This is a genomic window from Marisediminicola sp. UYEF4 (assembly GCF_040546025.1).
In the GTDB taxonomy this organism is placed as follows: Bacteria; Actinomycetota; Actinomycetes; order Actinomycetales; family Microbacteriaceae; genus Marisediminicola.
This window is the reverse complement of the sequence record NZ_JBEPNA010000002.1, coordinates 235,440-254,312: the sequence shown is the minus strand read 5'-3', so window position 1 is coordinate 254,312 and position 18,873 is coordinate 235,440. Positions and strand designations below refer to the sequence as shown.

18 protein-coding genes are annotated in these 18,873 nt (G+C 66.2%); 13 read left to right on the top strand and 5 right to left on the bottom strand.

The genetic code is table 11. From position 1 onward, the window contains the following. Positions 1-204: 204 nt before the first annotated feature. From ABIB15_RS04140 to murJ, 3 genes are all read left to right on the top strand, one after another. Complete coding sequence (locus ABIB15_RS04140; RefSeq protein WP_354475471.1) at positions 205-1,587, top strand: RNA polymerase sigma factor; 1,383 nt, start codon at positions 205-207, stop codon at positions 1,585-1,587. A gap of 40 nt (positions 1,588-1,627) precedes the next feature. After that, positions 1,628-2,326 carry a coenzyme F420-0:L-glutamate ligase gene (locus ABIB15_RS04135; RefSeq protein ID WP_354475470.1) on the top strand — a complete coding sequence of 233 codons (699 nt, stop codon included), beginning with the start codon at positions 1,628-1,630 and terminating at the stop codon, positions 2,324-2,326. Between the two features lie 85 nt (positions 2,327-2,411). Continuing rightward, positions 2,412-3,977 (top strand): murein biosynthesis integral membrane protein MurJ, encoded by a 1,566-nt coding sequence (murJ, locus tag ABIB15_RS04130; protein WP_354475468.1) that lies wholly within the window; start codon positions 2,412-2,414, stop codon positions 3,975-3,977. Between the two features lie 40 nt (positions 3,978-4,017). Here the strand turns inward: murJ and ABIB15_RS04125 are convergent, their stop codons facing one another. Beyond that, positions 4,018-5,049 (bottom strand): sugar-transfer associated ATP-grasp domain-containing protein, encoded by a 1,032-nt coding sequence (locus ABIB15_RS04125; protein ID WP_354475466.1) that lies wholly within the window; start codon positions 5,047-5,049, stop codon positions 4,018-4,020. A gap of 165 nt (positions 5,050-5,214) precedes the next feature. Between ABIB15_RS04125 and ABIB15_RS04120 the strand changes: the two genes are divergently transcribed. The 3 genes from ABIB15_RS04120 to ABIB15_RS04110 are packed head-to-tail and all read left to right on the top strand — an operon-like array spanning position 5,215 to position 7,903. Further along, positions 5,215-6,246 (top strand): sugar-transfer associated ATP-grasp domain-containing protein, encoded by a 1,032-nt coding sequence (locus tag ABIB15_RS04120; protein WP_354475465.1) that lies wholly within the window; start codon positions 5,215-5,217, stop codon positions 6,244-6,246. Positions 6,247-6,303: 57 nt separating this feature from the next. Continuing rightward, positions 6,304-6,840 carry an alanine racemase C-terminal domain-containing protein gene (locus ABIB15_RS04115; protein ID WP_354475464.1) on the top strand — a complete coding sequence of 179 codons (537 nt, stop codon included), beginning with the start codon at positions 6,304-6,306 and terminating at the stop codon, positions 6,838-6,840. Then, complete coding sequence (locus tag ABIB15_RS04110; protein WP_354475463.1) at positions 6,833-7,903, top strand: alanine racemase; 1,071 nt, start codon at positions 6,833-6,835, stop codon at positions 7,901-7,903. The genes ABIB15_RS04115 and ABIB15_RS04110 overlap by 8 nt, the downstream gene beginning before the upstream one ends. A gap of 114 nt (positions 7,904-8,017) precedes the next feature. On the opposite strand, the gene ABIB15_RS04105 is transcribed toward ABIB15_RS04110, so the two are convergent. Continuing rightward, a complete protein-coding gene (locus tag ABIB15_RS04105) occupies positions 8,018-8,248 on the bottom strand; it encodes a DUF7455 domain-containing protein (protein WP_354475462.1) in 231 nt (76 codons plus the stop codon). 214 nt (positions 8,249-8,462) lie between these two features. On the opposite strand from ABIB15_RS04105, the gene ABIB15_RS04100 reads away from it, so the two are divergent. After that, complete coding sequence (locus ABIB15_RS04100; RefSeq protein ID WP_354475460.1) at positions 8,463-10,541, top strand: DNA gyrase/topoisomerase IV subunit B; 2,079 nt, start codon at positions 8,463-8,465, stop codon at positions 10,539-10,541. Then, on the top strand, positions 10,534-11,094 hold the full coding sequence (locus tag ABIB15_RS04095) for a hypothetical protein (RefSeq protein WP_354475459.1): 561 nt from the start codon (positions 10,534-10,536) through the stop codon (positions 11,092-11,094). The genes ABIB15_RS04100 and ABIB15_RS04095 overlap by 8 nt, the downstream gene beginning before the upstream one ends. 22 nt (positions 11,095-11,116) lie before the next feature. On the opposite strand, the gene ABIB15_RS04090 is transcribed toward ABIB15_RS04095, so the two are convergent. Beyond that, positions 11,117-13,597, bottom strand: coding sequence for a DNA gyrase/topoisomerase IV subunit A (locus ABIB15_RS04090; protein WP_354475457.1), 2,481 nt, complete (start codon positions 13,595-13,597; stop codon positions 11,117-11,119). Between the two features lie 12 nt (positions 13,598-13,609). On the opposite strand from ABIB15_RS04090, the gene ABIB15_RS04085 reads away from it, so the two are divergent. Further along, positions 13,610-14,749 (top strand): alkaline phosphatase family protein, encoded by a 1,140-nt coding sequence (locus ABIB15_RS04085; protein WP_354475456.1) that lies wholly within the window; start codon positions 13,610-13,612, stop codon positions 14,747-14,749. On the opposite strand, the gene sepH is transcribed toward ABIB15_RS04085, so the two are convergent. After that, positions 14,746-15,825, bottom strand: a complete 1,080-nt coding sequence (sepH, locus tag ABIB15_RS04080; protein ID WP_354475454.1) for a septation protein SepH — start codon at positions 15,823-15,825, stop codon at positions 14,746-14,748. The genes ABIB15_RS04085 and sepH overlap by 4 nt on opposite strands. 202 nt (positions 15,826-16,027) lie before the next feature. Here sepH and ABIB15_RS04075 point away from each other — a divergent pair, with 202 nt between their 5' ends. Further along, complete coding sequence (locus tag ABIB15_RS04075) at positions 16,028-16,321, top strand: DUF4193 domain-containing protein (RefSeq protein ID WP_161886320.1); 294 nt, start codon at positions 16,028-16,030, stop codon at positions 16,319-16,321. A 70-nt stretch (positions 16,322-16,391) separates the two neighbouring features. Here ABIB15_RS04075 and ABIB15_RS04070 read toward each other — a convergent pair whose 3' ends face one another. Next, positions 16,392-16,841, bottom strand: coding sequence for a DUF3093 domain-containing protein (locus ABIB15_RS04070; RefSeq protein WP_354475452.1), 450 nt, complete (start codon positions 16,839-16,841; stop codon positions 16,392-16,394). A gap of 39 nt (positions 16,842-16,880) precedes the next feature. Here ABIB15_RS04070 and dut point away from each other — a divergent pair, with 39 nt between their 5' ends. Genes dut through ABIB15_RS04055 form a run of 3 tightly spaced genes read left to right on the top strand, consistent with a single transcriptional unit; the run spans position 16,881 to position 18,798 of the window. Beyond that, positions 16,881-17,351, top strand: coding sequence for a dUTP diphosphatase (gene dut, locus ABIB15_RS04065; protein ID WP_502908907.1), 471 nt, complete (start codon positions 16,881-16,883; stop codon positions 17,349-17,351). Positions 17,352-17,407: 56 nt separating this feature from the next. Further along, positions 17,408-18,031 carry a DUF3710 domain-containing protein gene (locus ABIB15_RS04060; RefSeq protein WP_354475555.1) on the top strand — a complete coding sequence of 208 codons (624 nt, stop codon included), beginning with the start codon at positions 17,408-17,410 and terminating at the stop codon, positions 18,029-18,031. A gap of 2 nt (positions 18,032-18,033) precedes the next feature. Beyond that, the gene (locus ABIB15_RS04055) at positions 18,034-18,798 is read left to right on the top strand and encodes a DUF3159 domain-containing protein (protein WP_354475450.1); all 765 of its coding nucleotides are present in this window, start codon (positions 18,034-18,036) and stop codon (positions 18,796-18,798) included. The last annotated feature ends 75 nt before the right edge of the window (positions 18,799-18,873 follow it).

Genomic DNA, 18,873 nt, shown 5'->3' with positions numbered 1-18,873 from the left:
GTTGGCGCGAAAGCGTGCAATAATCGGTGATAAGACCCGGTCATTCTGAACCGATGTCGCGCAGGTTGCCCTCCGCGTCACGCCAAGACTTGACATGGGTCTTAGTACTGCCCGAAATTCGGCCAAGCCCGTGTGGTGGGCCCCTCCAACGCCCCGCCAGACGCCGAAGCTCGAGAGCTACGAATCAAACTGAAAGGTATCCGAATGGCTGCCCGAACCAAGACCGCGGAACCCACCGCCGCCGCGAAGAAAACTGCCGCCGAAGCGGCCGCATCAGACGGAGCCTCGGCCGAGAGCCCGGCACCCAAGACCGCCGCCAAGGCAGCGGCCAAGACTCCTGCCAAGACCCCCGCCAAGACCCCTGCGAAGCGGGCCGTGAAGGCACCGGCGAAGACGCCGGCCGCTAAGGCCGCAGCTGAGAAGGTCGCAGCTGAGAAGGTCCCTGCGGAAACTGCCCCATCCAAGACGCCCGCCAAGCGCGGTCCGAAGGCCAAGGGATCCGCTGAGGAGTCGGCCGACGACGCAAACGTCGACCACTCTGACGACGGCGATGACGACGAGAAGAAGACGAAGGCGGGCGACCTCGCCGAGGACCTGCCCGCCGGCGCCCTCGTGCTGTCGCTCGTCGATGACGACGACGAGGTGCCGGTCTACTCGTCCGCCATCACGGGCGCCACGGCCGACCCCGTCAAGGACTACCTGAAGCAGATCGGTAAGGTCGCCCTGTTGAACGCGGCCGAAGAGGTCGAGCTCGCGATGCGCATCGAGGCCGGCCTGTTCGCCGAGGACAAGCTGTCGCAGATGAGCGAGACAGAACAGCGTTCGGCCAAGGGCAGGGAGCTGCACTGGGTCGCTCGCGACGGCCAGCGCGCCAAGAGCCACCTGCTGGGCGCCAACCTGCGACTCGTCGTCTCCCTCGCGAAGCGCTACACCGGCCGGGGCATGCAGTTCCTCGACCTGATCCAGGAGGGCAACCTCGGGCTCATCCGCGCCGTCGAGAAGTTCGACTACACCAAGGGCTTCAAATTCTCGACCTACGCGACGTGGTGGATCCGCCAGGCGATCACCCGCGCCATGGCCGACCAGGCGCGAACCATCCGTATCCCGGTGCACATGGTGGAAGTGATCAACAAGCTCGCCCGCGTGCAGCGCCAGATGCTTCAGGACCTCGGGCGCGAGCCCACCCCGGAGGAGCTGAGCCGCGAGCTCGACATGACCCCGGAGAAGGTCATCGAGGTGCAGAAGTACGGTCGCGAGCCAATCTCCCTGCACACGCCGCTCGGTGAAGACGGCGACAGCGAGTTCGGCGACCTCATCGAAGACACCGAGGCGGTCGTCCCCGCCGACGCCGTCGGTTTCACCATGCTGCAGAAGCAGTTGGAGTCACTTCTCGATTCGCTCTCCGAGCGTGAGGCCGGCGTAATCCGCATGCGCTTCGGGCTCGGCGACGGAATGCCGAAGACCCTCGACCAGATCGGCGACACGTTCGGGGTAACGCGCGAGCGCATCCGTCAGATCGAGTCGAAGACGATGGCCAAGCTCCGCCATCCGTCCCGGTCGCAGTCCCTCCGCGACTACCTTGAGTGAGCGCAACGAATGCGAACGGTCGCGAGAGGGGTGAGTCTCTATGTCCGGTGAGGCGAACGAGGGCAAGCAGCTGGAGACGGTGATCGATGGTGTGCGCTACCTGCGGATCCCGATCAAGACGAAGCTGGTCATGAGCGAGGATGACATCACGGATATTGTGAGAACGTTCGCCGCCGACCGCCTGCGCGATGGTGATGTGCTCTTCGTAACGGAGAAGATCGTCGCAATCACGCAGGGTCGTTCGTATCCGACGGAGTCGATCGCGCCGCGCAAGCTCGCCACCTGGCTGTCGAACCACGTGATCAAGACGCCGAACGGTATCGGACTCGGCCTTCCGCAGACCATGGAGATGGCGTTGCGCGAGTGCGGAACCCCTCGCATCCTTCTCGCTGCAGGGGTGGCAGCCGTGACGAAGCTGTTCGGACGCAAGGGTGATTTCTACCGGGTGGCGGGGCCGAGGGCACGCGGTATCGACGGCCCCACCAGCGGAACCATTCCTCCGTACAACTCTCATGTCGTGCTCGCCCCCGAGCGTCCCCACGACGTCGCGCGCGAGCTTCGCGCAGCACTGGGCATGGACATCGGGGTGCTCATTACCGACATCAATGACATCGGCGGCAACGTGCTGGGATCGACCATGAGCAAGGCTCGCACGCGCACCATGGAGAGGGTCCTGCTCGACAACCCGCTCGGTCAGGGACATCAGTCGACGCCCATGGGCATCATCCGCGAGCCGTGAGGCGGCAAGCCCGCACATCGAGCCGATTCCCCTCGGTCGAAGCTCAGCGAAAGGCGAAGCGGTGACTCTGGGCAGAGCGAGTGCGGTGATCGCGGCAGGGACGCTCGCCTCCCGGGTCACCGGTTTGCTTCGCACGATCGTCCTCGTCGCCGCGATCGGGGCCATCGGCCGGGCGAGTGACGCGTTCGCCACGGCTAATCAGCTTCCGAACAGCATCTATGCGCTGATCTCAGCAGGCGTGCTGACCGGCGTGATCGTCCCACAGGTTGTCCGGGTGAGCGCCCAGCGCGACGAAGGGCACGACTTCCTCGCGAAGCTTCTCACCCTGGGAACGGTGCTAATGGCAGCCGCCACGGTGACTGCCGTCGTATCCGCGCCCGCACTCATCCGCCTTTTCGCCCCCCAGTACACGCCCGACCAACACGAGCTCGCGACATTTTTCGCGTACTGGTGTATCCCACAGCTGTTCTTCTACGGAATGTTTGCGCTGATCGGCGAGATTCTCAACGCGAAGCGCATCTTCGCGCCCTATGCGTGGGCACCCATAGTGAACAACATGGTGTCGATCATCGGCTTCCTGGTGTTCATCCGACTGTTCGGTGCGGATGTCAATGACGTCGACCAATGGACACCAGTGATGGTCGCTGTCCTCGCCGGCACAGCGACATTCGGCATCATCGCTCAAACGGGCGTCCTGCTGCTGTTGTGGCGGCGCACCGGCATTCCCCTGCGGTTCGATTTCCGCTGGCGGGGGATGGGGCTCCGACAGATGCAGAAACTTGCACTCTGGACATTCCTCATCACGCTCATCGGCCAGCTGGTCGGGATTCTGCAGCAGCGGACCATCTCCGGTGCATCGGGAACCGGCGCATCGGTGTTCGTGTGGCAAAATGCCTGGCTCGTGTACATGGTTCCGTACTCGGTGATCGTCCTCGCAATCGGAACGCCCTATTTCACCCGTCTCAGCGAGCACGCCGCCGCAGGGAAAAATGCCGAGGTGAAGCGCGACATCGCCCAGTCCATTCGCATGCTTGGGCTGTTCGTTTTCGTGGCGTTGGCGGCCGTGGCGGCGGCGGCCCTCCCGGCGTCCCGTATCTTCTCGAACAACACTGCGGATGCGGTCGCGGTAGCCCCGGTGCTGATCTCGTATCTGATAAGCCTGCTCCCGATGGCTGTGCTCTTCATCATCCAACGCGCCTTCTACGCCTACGGAGATGCGCGGACACCGTTTCTCTTCACCGCGATCCAAGCCGTCATCATCGTCGCGCTCACCCTTCTGGTGCGCTACACGGTTCCCGTCGAGCAGCTCACGGCCGCGGTGGCTCTTGCGCAGTCGTTGGGGGGGATCGTTCAGGTCATTGTCGCTACGGCGCTGCTCCAGCGGAAGCTGGGCCCTCTTGATTTGGGATCGACGTGGCGCGCGCTCGGTCGCTTCGCACTCATGGCAATTCCAGCCGGGGCCGCCGGAGTCTGGCTGTTCTTCCTACTCGGAGGCACATCCAGCTGGATGATGCAGGACAAAATCTGGGGTGCACTGGGCTCGTTGGTGATCGCTGCGACGTGCGCGATTGTCTATCTGCTGCTGCTCGCGCTCTTCCGAGCACCGGAACTCCAGATCGCCCGCGACATGCTGCGCCGGCGAAAGCCCTGACCGAAGGTGGCAGGTGAGTGCGTCGAGGGCCCCAGCGGCCTCACCGACGGTCGAGAACGCCGGGGCCGATCGCTGCGCGATACCGCTCGAGAAGGCCCGTGCGGACCCCGGTCACCGAGGGCTTGAGCTGAAATACGCTTGAATTGTGGTTCGCCTCGATCAGCGCGGGTCCGTCGGCCGTCACCGCGACATCCCATCCGACATACGGCACAGTCGGCAGTCGTCGCGCTGCTTCGGCGACCATATCGACGATTTCGTGGTAACTCGGCACCGTGAAACCCGCGATTTGCACGCCGGTTGCCGGATGCGTCTCGTAGACGTTCGACTGCTTATCCACACCGGGATACTGGGCCACCCCATCATCGTCAAGCATGGCGTACATCCCGCCGCTCGCGAAGTTGTCGATGACATCCCCATTGCCAATGCGAAGCACCGACGCGATAACGTGCAGCTTGTCGCTCGTATCGAGGTAGGTGATCATGCGAACGGTGTTCACGCTGCCCGGGTAGAGCTTGGCGAGAGCCTCGTGCTGTTCGATCACCTGCTCAAGCAGTGTTTGGTCGCGCGTGATGAGGGCGGCGCGCCATTGTGTGAAGTCCCGGATCTCCGCGGCCTCATAAATGGAAATTCCAGCTCCGCCCTCGCCGTGCGCGGGCTTGGCGATGATGCGCGGATGGCGTGCTGCGAACTCCGCCAGCTCGGCAACCGTCGCCTGCGAGGCATCAATCCACTCGCGGTGGGTGAGGTCTGCGAAGTCGTGGTGGAACCGAATCTTGTCACCCAAAATCGCTCGCGAGTCGGGCCCATTGAGCGTGCTGTTCAGTCGAAACGCTTTGGGGTGGGTCATCCACGTCCCGCGTTCCTGCCTGGTGAGCAGACGAATATCCCAGACGACGTAGTCGCGGAAGCCCATCTCATAGCGGACCGAGCACCAGAGCATGTCGGCGATGATCACTAACTTCGGGGCCCTGGATACCCTCTTCACCTGGCCCGCCAGCTCTAAGAGCTGGGAGGGATTCAACCGCCGTGCGCGCTCGATCAGGTACTGAATGCGCAGCCGTTGTTGATTCACTAGACAACGCTAACATGGCGCGCTTCGCGCCGATCGAAGGCCAGCCGACGGTTGCAGGGACAGCGGCGGTGGCCGCCATCGGTATATCAAAGTCTAGGATGAGAAGGTTCTGAGGCACGTCGTCCTCGTTGCATTTGTCCGCGACCCCGATGGAAGGTTTTCCCGTTGCCCAGTGATGCCGCGCCGAAGGCGCGTTGGACGTATTTCCTGGAGCGCGCGACTGCGTTCGACCCGAGCCGGGTCTGGTCCTTCGCGACACAGATCGCCAAGGAGCAGGGCAAGTGGGCGCCGCGGACGTTCGTGGACATGCTAATTTGGGCGGCCTTCCACGACACCGGGTACATCGACTACTACGAGTCGGACTTCGCGCTCCTCAGCCGTAAGGAACGTAAGACCTTTATGACCGGGCTGCTGCAGCACCACCTCGCGGATGCGCTCAACGACCCTCAGGACGTGCTCCTGTTCGAGAACAAGATCGCCTTCAACCGACTGTTCGCGCTGTACCTGAAGCGCGAGTGGATCGATCTGGAAGAGGTGGATGCCGACCAGTTCCGGGCGTTCGCGGAGCGTTATCCGGCGATCATCGCGAAAGTCCCGGTCAGCCGCGAGGGCAAGGGTGTCTTCCGCTACGTGACGGCGGATGTCGATGACTGGGCGCAGTTCCGTGCCGACCTCCTGGATCGTGGTCAGCGGCTGATCGAAGAGCCGATCGCTCAGCATCCCTATCTTTCCGATTACTGCGCTGGCACGGTCAACACAACCCGCGTTTCCACCTTCTTCGACGGCGAGAGCGTGCACGTGCTCATGGCCGCCCAAAAGTTCGGCAGAGGCGCGGTGAGCGACCAGTTCACGTGGGGAGGATTCTTCACCATGCTCGACGATGAAGGGCGGTCGGTGGGCCCCGGCCATACCGGCAAGCACAAGAGTCGCTACGATACGCACCCCGACTCGGGTGCATCAATCACCGAGTTTCGGGTACCGTTGTGGGGAGAGGTTCTGACGCTCATCGACGAAGCAGCGCGAGTTGTTCCCACGGTGCCCTATGTCGGATGGGACGTTGCAGTCGGGCCGAACGGCCCCGTTCTGATTGAGGGGAATTGGACTCCCGGACTCTACGAGACCCGGGTGAGCGCCACCGGCATCCGCACGGGAAGTAGAGCCCGTCACCAGCCCGCGATCGTGGCCAGCCGCCGATAGCCTCCACAGGCGAGCTTCGTCGAGAACGAGCACTCCAGCTGTAGAGTGAAAGGGACTATGCAGAGCAGGAGGGACGGGGTGACGATGAGCGTTGTCGCCCGTTCGCTCCAGTTGTCGGCTCGCCAGATTGAGCTGCTCAGACCTCCAACTGACGACCTCGCGGTCGAGCAGGTGCTGCAGTCGATGACAACGAATCCGCCACGGCTGACTGCCGAGGTTCTGGCTATCAAGCACGTCGGGGCCGGCGCTGGGGTGTCGTACGGCCACACCTTCCGAACGAGTTCGGCGACCACTCTCCTGCTGGTTGCAATCGGCTACGGCCACGGGTTGCCGCGCAAGGCGGGGAACCGCGCGTCCGTCACCTGGGGTGACCACGCTGTGCAGATGCGGATCGTCGGGCGTGTGGCCATGGATGTGCTCGTCGTCGACGCCGGCGATGCTCCGGTCACGCTGGGGGATACTGTCGTGATTTTCGGGGATCCTCGGACCGGGGAGCTTTCGCTGGAGGAGTGGTGCCGATCGATTGCTGAGCACCCGTTCAGTGTTCTCGCATGCCTTGCCGTTCGGCTGACCACGGAGTCAGCGGGTGAATAGCGTCGACGCGACCGTGCTCATCTCAACCGCTGCACTGCGCCACAATGTGCGGCTTGTGCGAGAACGGGTAGCACCGGCTGAACTCATGGCGGTCGTCAAGGACGACGCCTATGGCCATGGGCTCGAGAGCGTTTTGCCTGTGCTGATGGATGAGGGAGTGACCCGCTTCGGTGCGCTCGACCTCCCGGGCGCACTGAGGGTGCGACGGCAGGCACCGGGCTCGAGAGTGTTCGCCTGGGTATTCGACCGTGGCGACGACCTGAGCCAGGCGTTACGTCAGCAGATCGATATCGGGGTCACCGATGTGCCAGTGCTCGAAAGGGTCGCCGCCGCGGCGGCGGTCGCGGGAACACCCCCAGCGCGCATTCACTTGAAGCTGGACACCGGACTGCACCGGGCGGGAGTGCTCGCCGGCGACTGGGAACACTTTGTCAACCTCGCTGCTGAACTGCAGCGCTCAGGGCTGGTGATCGTTTCCGGGCTCTGGACCCATCTCGCGGAAGAGTCACACGACGACGACAGCCGTTCCATCGCCGAGTACAGGGAGGGCCTCGCGATCGCTGAAGCGCACGGCCTTCGCGCGGCGACGCGCCACATCGCGGCGAGTGCCGCCTCCTATGACCGTGAGGATGCCCGATTTGATATGGTGCGGGTCGGCGCGTTCCTCTATGGAATCGCCCCCGGCGGCGGAATCGGTCCGGACGACCTTGGGCTCCGTCCCGTGATGACCCTGCGCGCGCCTGTTCGTCAGATTCGGCAGGCCGGCGAGCGGACGCTGGCAGAAGTCGGCATTGGCGGGGCGTCCGGCATTCTGGCAGATGCTGCAGGCGCCGTGTCTGTGGCTCTCGCGGGCAGCCGATATCTTGTCGTCGCCGTCGAACCAACCGTCCTCCTGGTTGATGTCACCGGTGCCGATGCCGCAGTGGGCGACACCGTGACGCTCTTCGGGGACAGCTCCGCGGGAGAGCCGACGCTCCAGGATTGGGCTGACGGTATCGGGACCATCGGCGAAGAAGTCGTCACCCGCCTGTCAAGCCTGATACCGCGGATCCGTATCGACTAGCCGGCGAAACCTTGCGCCAGACCTGCTGACGCGGCCGATCGGGCCTTTAACGCCACAACGCCCGGACCAGCAGGTCTCGGGCGTTGTCGACGTCGATGCGGATGGGAGTGCGGGTCAGGCGCGGTCGTTCTCGATCAGTCGAGACGACTCGTCGTGCCATTCCAAGGCACTGGCCGACAGCTTGTCCTTGAACTTCGCGCCGTGGTGGCCGCAGAACAGGAGCTGACCGGAGGCCATGGTGACGCGCACATAGGCCTGCGCACCGCAACTGTCACACCTGTCGTGCGAGGTGAGTTCGTGGCGCGGCTCGAGCTCTACTGTGGAACGAGGGGCATTTTGTGACATTTCGGGTTCCTCCAAACTCGACACGAGAGGTGGTGCATGACTATCAAAACACGTCCGTGTCACAACCACGTTTCATTCGGCACCTATTTCGCTCAACGCGTAGAGGCCCCGGGTCGAGTGTTGATGCAGGATCGGCGTGCCGCGAGTCATTAGTGTTGATCGCGGCCGGTCGGCGGGGGCTCCCGGCGCAGCGTCAGCACCAGAAGGAGAACCCGTGCCCGATTCGAACTATTCCGCGAGACACCTCTCGGTACTCGAGGGGCTCGAGGCGGTGCGCAAGCGGCCGGGCATGTACATCGGTTCGACCGACTCCCGCGGCCTCATGCACTGCCTGTGGGAGATCATCGACAATTCCGTCGACGAGGCGCTCGGCGGGCACGGCTCCTCCATCGAGGTCATCCTGCACGCCGATGAGAGCGTCGAGGTTCGCGACAGTGCGCGCGGAATCCCGGTCGACATCGAGCCGAAGACGGGCCTGAGCGGCGTCGAGGTCGTCTTCACCAAGCTCCACGCCGGTGGCAAGTTCGGCAGTGGCTCGTACGCGGCATCCGGCGGACTGCACGGTGTGGGAGCATCCGTCGTCAATGCCCTCTCGGAGCGTCTCGACGTCGAGGTCGACCGCAATGGCAAGACCTGGGCGATGTCCTTCCACCGGGGCGAACCTGGCGTCTTCGCCGATTCCGGGGAGAAGACCCCGGATGCGCCGTTCTCGCCGTTCGTCTCCGGCAGTGAGCTGAAGGTCGTCGGCAAAGTCGCCCGCGGCGTCACGGGCACCCGGATCCGCTATTGGGCCGACCGCCAGATCTTCACGAAGGGCTCCGCGTTTCAGACCGACGAGCTGCTGTCCCGAGCGCGCCAGACCGCCTTCTTAGTGCCAGGGCTCGGCATCGATATCTCCGACGAGCGCGGCACCGAGCCCACCCGGGAAACGTTCCGGTTCGACGGCGGCATCTCCGAGTTCGTCGACCACCTGTCGGTCGATGACCCCGTCACGCAGACCTGGCGTCTGCAGGGCAGCGGCACCTTCTCGGAGACGGTGCCGGTGCTGCAGGACTCCGGCGCGATGGTCGCCACCGAACTCGAACGCGAGTGCGCCGTCGACATCGCCCTCCGTTGGGGGACCGGCTACGACACCGTCTTCAAGAGCTTCGTCAACATCATCGCCACGCCGAAGGGCGGAACGCACCAGGCCGGCTTCGAGGCGGGCCTGATGAAGTTCCTGCGCGCCCAAGTCGAGCAGAACGCCCGCCGGCTCAAGGTCGGCAGCGACAAGCTGGAGAAGGACGACATCCTCGCCGGCCTGACCGCAGTGCTCACCGTGCGCCTGCCGGAGCCGCAGTTCGAGGGGCAAACCAAGGAGGTCCTCGGCACCCCCGCCGTTCGAGCGATCGTCGCGTCAGTCGTGGCGAAGACGCTGTCGGAGCGCTTCGCGTCCGCGAAGCGGGATGACAAGACGCAGAGCGCCCTCGTGCTCGACAAGATCGTCGCCGAGATGAAATCGCGCATCTCCGCCCGCGCCCACAAGGACACCCAGCGTCGCAAGAACGCGCTCGAGAGTTCCTCGCTGCCGGCGAAGCTCGTCGACTGCCGCTCGAGCGACGTCGGCAACAGCGAGCTGTTCATCGTCGAGGGCGACTCCGCACTCGGCACGGCGAAGCTCGCCAGGGACAGCGAGTACCAGGCCCTGCTGCCCATCCGGGGGAAGATCCTCAACGTGCAGAAGGCATCCGTGTCGGACATGCTCTCGAACACCGAGTGCGCGTCGATCATCCAGGTGATCGGCGCGGGGTCCGGCCGCAGCTTCGACCTCTCGGTCGCGCGCTACGGCAAGGTCATCATCATGAGCGACGCCGACGTCGACGGCGCACACATCCGCACCCTCCTGCTCACCCTGTTCTTCCGCTACATGCCCGACATGATCCTCGACGGCCGCGTCTATGCTGCAGTGCCGCCACTGCACCGGGTGATCGTCGTGAACCCCGGCAGCAAGCCGAATGAGACGATCTACACCTACTCCGAGGCCGAGCTGAACGGCGTGCTCACGGCGTTGAAGAAGTCGAACAAGCGCTACCAGGATCCGATCCAGCGGTATAAGGGACTCGGCGAGATGGATGCCGACCAGCTCGCGTCGACGACGATGGACCGCCGGCACCGCACCCTGCGCCGCGTGAACGTTTCTGATGCCGCGATGGCGGCTGGCGTCTTCGAGTTGCTCATGGGCAATGACGTCGCCCCGCGCAAGGAGTTCATCATCGACGGGGCCGGCCTGAGCCGCGATCGCATCGATGTCTGATCGGGACCTCCCGCCCGCCGCGTTCGAGATCACCGCGTACCGGCGGGCGCTCGAGTCCGCCGCGAACTCGAGCCGCGTCGTGCCAGTCGGCGTGACCGCGTTCGCCATCGCGACCGCCGCGCTCGTGGCCACCCTCGCGTTCGTCAGCCAGGGCGGGGCTCTCAGCGGCGAGTCGCTCGCGGCCGTCGTCGCCGTCGGCGTCGCGGGAACCGGGGTGCTGGGTGCCCTGTTCGTCGTACTGCCGCTGCAGCTCGTCACGCGCCAACGCCGGCGTCAGGCGGCCGAAGCGGCCACTCGACAGAGTGCCGCCGCCGGGGCACTGCGACGCCATCTGGCCTCGATCGGCTACAGCATTCCCATCGAGGTGGCAGGGGCCTGGCTCAGGTCCCCGGAGCCCGAAGCGACCGTGCCGCTCGTTCACGACTCGGTGATCGCCGCCCGGTGGTGGCAGCCGGCCGAGGACGACGAGCGGGTCTTCGTCGAGCCCTACCTGCGCGAGGGCGAGAACCGCTCGACCCTGCCGGTGCTGCCGCCGCTCACACCCCGCCAGTAGCGCGCGGTACCGGCGCTGAGGGTCAGCCCGGCTGGATCGCCCGGCCGATCGAGGTGATCGGGGAGTCGAGCGGCAGCCCGGAGCCGTCACGTTTCATACCCGACTCGGGCAACTGCCTGGCCCCGCCGTCCTGCGCGACGGCGAGGGCGGGAGAGGGGCCGGCCCAGGCAACGGCGAGGGAGTCCTCACCCTTGAGGAACGCGTGCGCCCTGACCCCGCCGGTCGCCCGACCCTTGCCGGGGAACTCGGAGAAGCCGGAGACCTTCGCGCGACCGGCGTCGGTCCCGGCCAGCGTCGTCGAGTTCGTCGCCACGGTCGCCACGACGGATGCGGCAGGGTCGAGCGAGGTGAAAAAGATCACCGCATCCTTCGCCCCGAGATTCATGCCGGCCACGCCGCCGGCCGCGGTTCCCTGCGGCCGCACGAGCGCCGCGGGGAAGTGCAGCAGCTGGGCGAGAGAACTCACGAAGACGAGCTCCTCGCTCTCCGGACCCTGCGCCACACCGATGACCTCGTCGCCCGGCTTGAGGCTGATGACCTCGAAGTCGGGGCGGTTCGGCCAGGCGCCGACGCCAAGCCGTTTGACGATGCCCTGCCGCGTGCCGATCGCGATCGAGTCGGGCGAGTCGAGCGCCACGAGGGCCAGCACCCGCTCCTTGCGGTTCGTGAGGGCAATGTACTCGTCGACCTTGCGGCCAGCACCCAATTGGATTGAGTTCTCCGGCGCGACAGGCAGGTCGACGGGGGAGAAACGGATGAGACGCCCCAGATTGGTGATCGCGCCGATCTCGGTGCGGCTCGTGGTGCGGATGTCGGAGCGGATGGCGTCGTGGCGGGTGCGCCGCGCGGCGCGAGGCGCGCCGTCGGGGCCGGACTCGGCCAGGTCGACGCGGAGAATGCGACCGGTCGTCGACAGGAGCACCCGGCACGGCACATCCGCCACCTCGAGCACGGGGCCCGCCTTCCGCGAGGAGGCCGTCGCGATGCTCGGCTTCGCCTCGGTGAGCAGCGTGCGGCGCGGGGTGCCGAACTTCTCGGCGACCTCGTCGAGTTCGCTCGACACGAGGGCACGGATCCGGACCGGGCTCGCGAGGAGCTCCTGCAGCTCGGCGATCTCCGCGCGCAGCTGGTCGCGTTCGGCTTCGAGCTCGATACGGGAGAACCGGGTGAGGCGCCGCAGACGCAGCTCCAGAATGTACTCCGCCTGGAGGGTGCTGAGATCGAACACCTCGATGAGCTTCGTGCGCGCCTGTTCGCTGTCATCGCTCGCGCGAATGACCTGGATCACCTCGTCGATGTCGACGATCGCGATCAGCAGCCCCTCCACGAGGTGGAGCCGCTCAAGGCGGCGCGCCAGACGATATTGGCTACGACGGGTGACCACGGAGATGCGATGGTCGAGGTAGACCTGCAGCAGCTCACGCAGCCCGAGAGTGCGGGGACCGCCGTTGACGAGCGCAACGGCGTTGATGTTGAACTGGTCCTCGAGCGGCGTGTACCGGTACAGCTGCTCGAGAACGGCCTCCGGGCTGAACCCGGTCTTGATTCCGATGACGAGCCGCAGGCCGTGCCGGCGGTCAGTGAGGTCGGTGACGTCGGAGATTCCGCTGAGCTTCTTCGACCCGACGCCGTCCTTGATTTTCTCAATCACCTTTTCGGCGCCGACCATGTAGGGCAGCTCGGTCACGACGAGCCCGGTCTTGCGTGCCGTGATCGATTCGATCGACACGCGCGCCCGCGTCTTGAAGCTGCCACGCCCGGTTTCGTAGGCGTCCCGGATGCCGGCGAGGCCGATGATCGTACCGCCGGTCGGAAGGTCGGGGCCGGGAACGTACGACATGAGCTCGTCGAGGGTCGCCGCCGGGTTGTCGAGCAGGAACCTGGCCGCACCGACGACCTCGATGAGGTTGTGCGGGGCCATGTTGGTGGCCATGCCGACGGCAATTCCGCTCGCGCCGTTGACGAGGAGGTTCGGGAACGCGGCCGGGAGAACCTCGGGCTGCGTCAGCTGGTTGTCGTAGTTCGGAACAAAGTTGACGACATCCTCGTCGAGGTCGGCCGTCATTGCGCTGGCGGCGGGCGCGAGCCGCGCCTCGGTGTACCGTGCCGCGGCCGGGCCGTCGTCGAGCGAGCCGAAGTTGCCGTGCCCGTCGATGAGCGGAACGCGCATGATGAACGACTGCGTCATACGCACCATCGCGTCGTAGATCGACGAGTCGCCGTGCGGGTGGAGCTTGCCCATGACCTCGCCGGTGACGCGGGCGGACTTCACGTGGCCGCGCTCCGGTCGCAGGCCCATCTCGGTCATCTGGTACAGGATGCGGCGCTGGACGGGCTTGAGCCCGTCGCGGGCGTCCGGGAGCGCACGGGAGTAGATGACCGAGTATGCGTACTCGAGGAATGAGCCCTGCATCTCGTCGGCGACGTCGACGTCTTCGATCCGTTCGCCGGGGCCGTCGGAGCCGGACCCGCCGGATGCAGTCGTGTTGAGGGGAGTAGTCATAGGATTGCGACCATGCTACCGGCCACGAAAACGCACCGGTTCAGCCTCGCCGACGTTCTGCCGAGTTGCCTTGAATCCGTGCTGGGCCGTTCCGGATCGCTGGGCCTTCCCACCGTCGACAAGGCCGTCGTGATCCTCGTCGACGGGATGGGGGCGCGTGCCCTCGCTGACCGTGCCGGCCACGCGAGGACTCTCGCCCCGCTGCTCAACCGCGGGTCGACCATCGGCGCCGGCTTCCCGACGACCACCGCCGCGGCACTCGCGACCTTCACGACCGGAACGCAGCCCGGCGAGCACGGGCTGGTGGGGTACACGGCGCTGGATACGGCGAACAACCGGGTGATCAACCAGCTGAGCGGCTGGGACGGCCGCCTCGATCCGGCCTCCTGGCAGCGGATGCCCACCGTGTTCGAGCGGGCCCGATCCGAGTCCATCCCGAGCTACGTCATTGCGACCGAGAAGCACCGCCGGTCCGGGTTCACGAAGGCCGTGCTGCGCGGTGCGGAGTACCGGGGCGCCGAGGGAATCCCGGAACGGATGGCGGCGGCGAGGGAGATCCTCGACGGCGCGGACCGCGCCATCGTCTACGTCTACATCGCCGAACTCGACAAGGTCGGCCACTCCCACGGCTGCGAGTCGCCCGAGTGGACGACCCAGCTCGAGGAGGTCGATGCGGCCGTGCGCGACTTTGCCGCGAGCCTGCGCTCCCGCGAGGGACTGTTGGTAACCGCCGACCACGGCGTCCTCGACATTCCCGAGCGCTCCCATGTGCTGTTCGGCGAGGACGCGGCACTCATCGACGGGGTGCGTTTCGTCGCGGGAGAGCCCCGCTGCCTGCAGCTGCACCTGCAGCCGGATGCATCGCCGGAGCAGCGCGCGACGGTGCTCCAGGCCTGGCGCGAGGCAGAGGGCGGTCGGTCCTGGGTGGTCTCGCGCGACGAGGCGATCGCGGCCGGATGGTTCGGCCCCACCGTCGCCCCGGACGTCGCGCCGCGCATCGGCGACATCGTCATCGCGGCGCGCAAGAACATCGCCTACTACGACACCAGGTCGCCGAACCACAGCGGGCGCTCGATGGTGGGGCAGCACGGATCGCTCTCCGCTGCCGAGACCGCGATCCCGCTGCTCGGCTTCGGCGCCTACGCGCCCTAGGCCGGGTCGTCGTCCGAGCGGGCGCCGAAGACGATCTCATCCCAGCTGGGCATCGAGGCACGCCCCTTCTTCGTCGATGCCTTCGCCGGGGTCGCGAAGGGTTGGGGTGCCGTGTCGGCGTGGCCGGGCGACCGGTCATCGTCATTGGGCGCGTCGAAGGGGTCGAACGGGATGTCGACGAGGCGCACGTTGCTCGTCGACGGATGGGCCGCCCTCGTGTCGTCGTCGGTCCACAACGCGGCGCTCTCCCGCTCACCGCGGCGCCGGCGGAGCGCGTCGAGGAGGTCGGACGTCTGGCTGGGCGACGAGTCGTTCGTCGGCGCACGATTGATTGCGGCAGCCGACACCTCGGGGGAGGATCCGGTGGCGCGGCCGAACGGGACTGGCTCGAAGCTGGAGCCGGACTCACGGCCGGCGTCGCCCGTTCGCACGTCGAAGGCACCGCTGTCGAACCTCGAGGAATCCGGTGCGCGTTCGTCGCCGCCGACGGCGCGCAGGCGCGGGATGAGGCCGCCGGGCATCTCCCCCTGCTGGGACAGCGTGTTGGCCTCGTTGTTCATCGGGGCCAGCGCGGCCCGCTTGGGTTCGTAGTTCCAGCGGGCGTCGTGATCGATCTGGTCCGCCGTGAAGGCGAGCTTCACGACCCAGGCGCCATCGGGCTGCTTCCAGCTCGCCCAGCGCTCGCCCGTGGCACCGAGGTCGTGCAGTCGCCCGCGGATCACCGAGCCGAAGGTGGACCCCTGTTGCATGGGATCGGTGTCAATCGCGGTGTGAACCGCGATGTTCAGTGCCGACTCGATCACGAACTCGCGTTCGGCAAGCACCGGGCCCTCGAACTTGCGGATGTAGTCGAGGTGCACACCGGTGACGGCCGCGACCTCCTCGGCGGACAGGCCGGACCGAATTTGGGCCTGAATCTCCCGCGGTGCGGGCTTGCGCGCATTGCCGGGCGGCGGGGTCGCTTCCCTGAGCTTCGAATGAAGCGTCTCGTTGATGGCGATTCTGAAGCGGGTGCCGTCGATCGACGACACGAGAAGCGCACCGTTCTCGACACCGATGACTGTGAGGTCCTGCATGCGATTGACCTTTCGGGGTGTATCGAATTAGGGCAAGGTTTGCACGCGAATGCCCCGTATCGCGGGAATACGCCGGGCGTGCCGCAAGTTGACCCGAGGGCACTCGTGAGGCGGTGCGGTGACGGTTTGCTATTCCCTACCAATTCATGCAAACTATGCCCGCCCATTTGAATTCACGTGGCTGAACAGAACTGGAAAAGGCATGGCAACGGACTACGACGCGCCCCGCAAGACCGACGACGACTCGGAGTCGATCGAGGCGCTGAAGGAGCGCGTGCCGGACAAGATGTCCGGCCAGGTCGACGTCGACGATTCGGACAACCCCGGAGGCTTCGAGCTTCCCGGCGCCGACCTGTCAGACCTCGACCTCGACGTGGTGGTGCTCCCTCCCCAGGCTGACGAGTTCACCTGCATCAGCTGCTTCCTTGTGAAGCACCGCTCCCAGATCGACCACACCGAGAAGCTCGGCGCCGTCTGTGCGGAGTGCGCCTCATAGGGCGACGCACGCCGAGCACGAGCGCGCCGACCACCTGGTCGGCGCGCGCCCCGACGGGCGGTCGCATGAATCACGCCGCACCGCTCCTCGCCCGCTCGATCGCGTCGGCGAGCAGTGCCGGCCGTCTCGTGGAGACCAGCCAATATGGTGCGGGGTCGACCGGGTCGGTCACCGGGATCTTCACGACCGGCGACACCCACCCCCTGATGACAAGCCAGGCTCTCGCGTCGAGGCGCTGGCCGCGCTCGAGCGTCGCCTCCTGCTTCACGAAGGCCTCAGGCGGTCCGGCCAGGGCGACCGGCAGTCGCGCCCGTCCCGCGATTATCTGCGCGTCGGTCACCTCGATCACCGGGGACGTCGCGACGAGAGCCACGACGCATCCTGCATAGAGGACGACCGCCGTCCACACCCCCGCCGTGGGATTGATGGGCAGGAAGACCAGCAGACTCGCGGGAATCACGAGTGCGGTCGAGACGAAGACCCACACGGAGGGCCACAGACGTTCACGATAGAGCTGCATCTGCCTATTCGATCAGATATTCTGCACTACCCTCGTCACGTGCCCGAATACGTTGAAGTCCTGCTGAGCGCCGGCACACCGGATGTGCCGGCCCCGTCGTACGCCCATCCGGGAGACGCGGGTGCTGATCTCACCGCCGCCGAGTCGCTCACCCTCGAGCCGGGGGAGCGCGCCACGGTCGGTACCGGGGTGGCCATCGCGCTGCCAGACGGCTTCGTAGGCCTGGTCGTCCCGCGCAGCGGTCTTGCGGCCCGGCACGGCATCACGATCGTGAACAGCCCGGGCACCGTTGATGCGGGGTATCGCGGCGAGATCCGGGTGACGCTCCTCAACACCGACCGTTCACAGGCGTATCCTGTCGAGGTTGGCGACCGGATCGCACAGCTCATCGTCATGCCAGTGACGAGGGCCCAGTTCGTGCCGGTCGACACCCTTCCCGGCAGTGCGAGGGGCGACCACGGCTTCGGATCGACCGGATACCGACGAAACGAACCAGGAGAACAGGCGTGAGCGATAACACCGCCATCGAAGGCATCGGAAAAAACGACGAGCGCGATATCGCCGCCGTGGGCGACGCAGACAACGCTCGCGACCACGCCAAGTCGGCACCAGAGGACCGCGGGGTGAATGGACCGCTCGATGAGAGCGAAGCCAACGCCGTGCGTCCCTATGTCGACCTGGGTGGGGTAAAGGTTCTCCCGCGCGAGGGACTCCACCTCCGCCTCGAGGTCGAGGAGGGCAGCAAGCGGGTGGTCGCAGTGGCGCTCGACTATGCCGGTTCGACGCTGCAGGTGCAGCCATTCGCCGCGCCCAGGACGACGGGCCTCTGGAACGAGATCCGGAGCCAGATCACCGAGCAGATCCAGAAGCAGGGCGGATCGACCAAGGAGCTCGACGGCCCGTTCGGGCCGGAGCTCCTCGCCGAGATCCCGACGGTGCAGGCGGGTGGAGACGGCTCGATGCGCATTGCACGGTTCATCGGCGTCGACGGCCCGCGCTGGTTCCTGCGCGGCGTCGTCGCGGGCAAGGGCGCCGTCGACGCGGAGGCCGCCGAGCAGATCGAGGACCTCTTTCGCAGCGTCGTCGTGGTGCGCGGTTCCACGCCGATGCCCCCGCGCGACCTCATCCCGCTGCACATCCCCAAGTCCGCGGCCGGCCAGACCGCACCGCCCCGCGAACCGGCGGAGTAAACGTGACGGACCGCCAGGACGGACCCGAGTCGATCGGACCCGAGATCGGGCCCGATGCGACCGGGCCGTCGTCCGCGCCCGCGAGCGAGCCGTCCCTGCGCGAGGCCCTCGGCTTCGCCGTGAGGAACGCGGGGATCGGGCAGGTTGCCCCCGGGGAGATGCCGACCGCCGCGTCGCTGCTCAAGGCCGTCGGGGGCGTGCGGGGAATCGTCGAGGCGATTCTCCCTGCGCTCGGCTTCCTGGTGATCTACGCCGCCACCGAGAACCTCGCCGCCTCGGTTCTCGTCCCCGTCGCGATCGCGATCGGGTTCGTGCTGGTGAGGCTCATCACCCGCTCGTCCGTCAATCAGGCCGTCGCCGGCGTCGGCGGCGTCGCCATCTCGGCCGGTCTCGCACTGTTCACCGGCAAGCCGGAGGACAACTTCGTTCCGGGGCTCATCATCAACGCGGTCTCACTGCTCGTACTGGTCGTGAGCATCCTCTCGCGACACCCCCTCATCGGACTCATCGTCGGCGTTCTCAGCAACGATGGCCTCGAGTGGCGGCACAGTCCGGCGAAGTTGCGCGTGCTGACGCTCGCGACTGTGCTCTGGTGCGGTCTCTTCCTGCTGCGGCTCGTCGCCGAGCTGCCCCTCTACCTCGCTGGCGAAGTCGAGCTGCTCGGCACCGTCAAGCTCGTGCTCGGCGTACCGCTCTACGCGGTCATGCTCTGGGTCACCTGGATGCTGGTGCGAAGCGTGTACCGGCGGGAAAACGCCGCCGCATAGCGACAGCCGACAGCTCGCCTGTGCCTATAATGATTTATCTTGACGTCGAGATACTTTCGATGGCCCGCCCCGTGT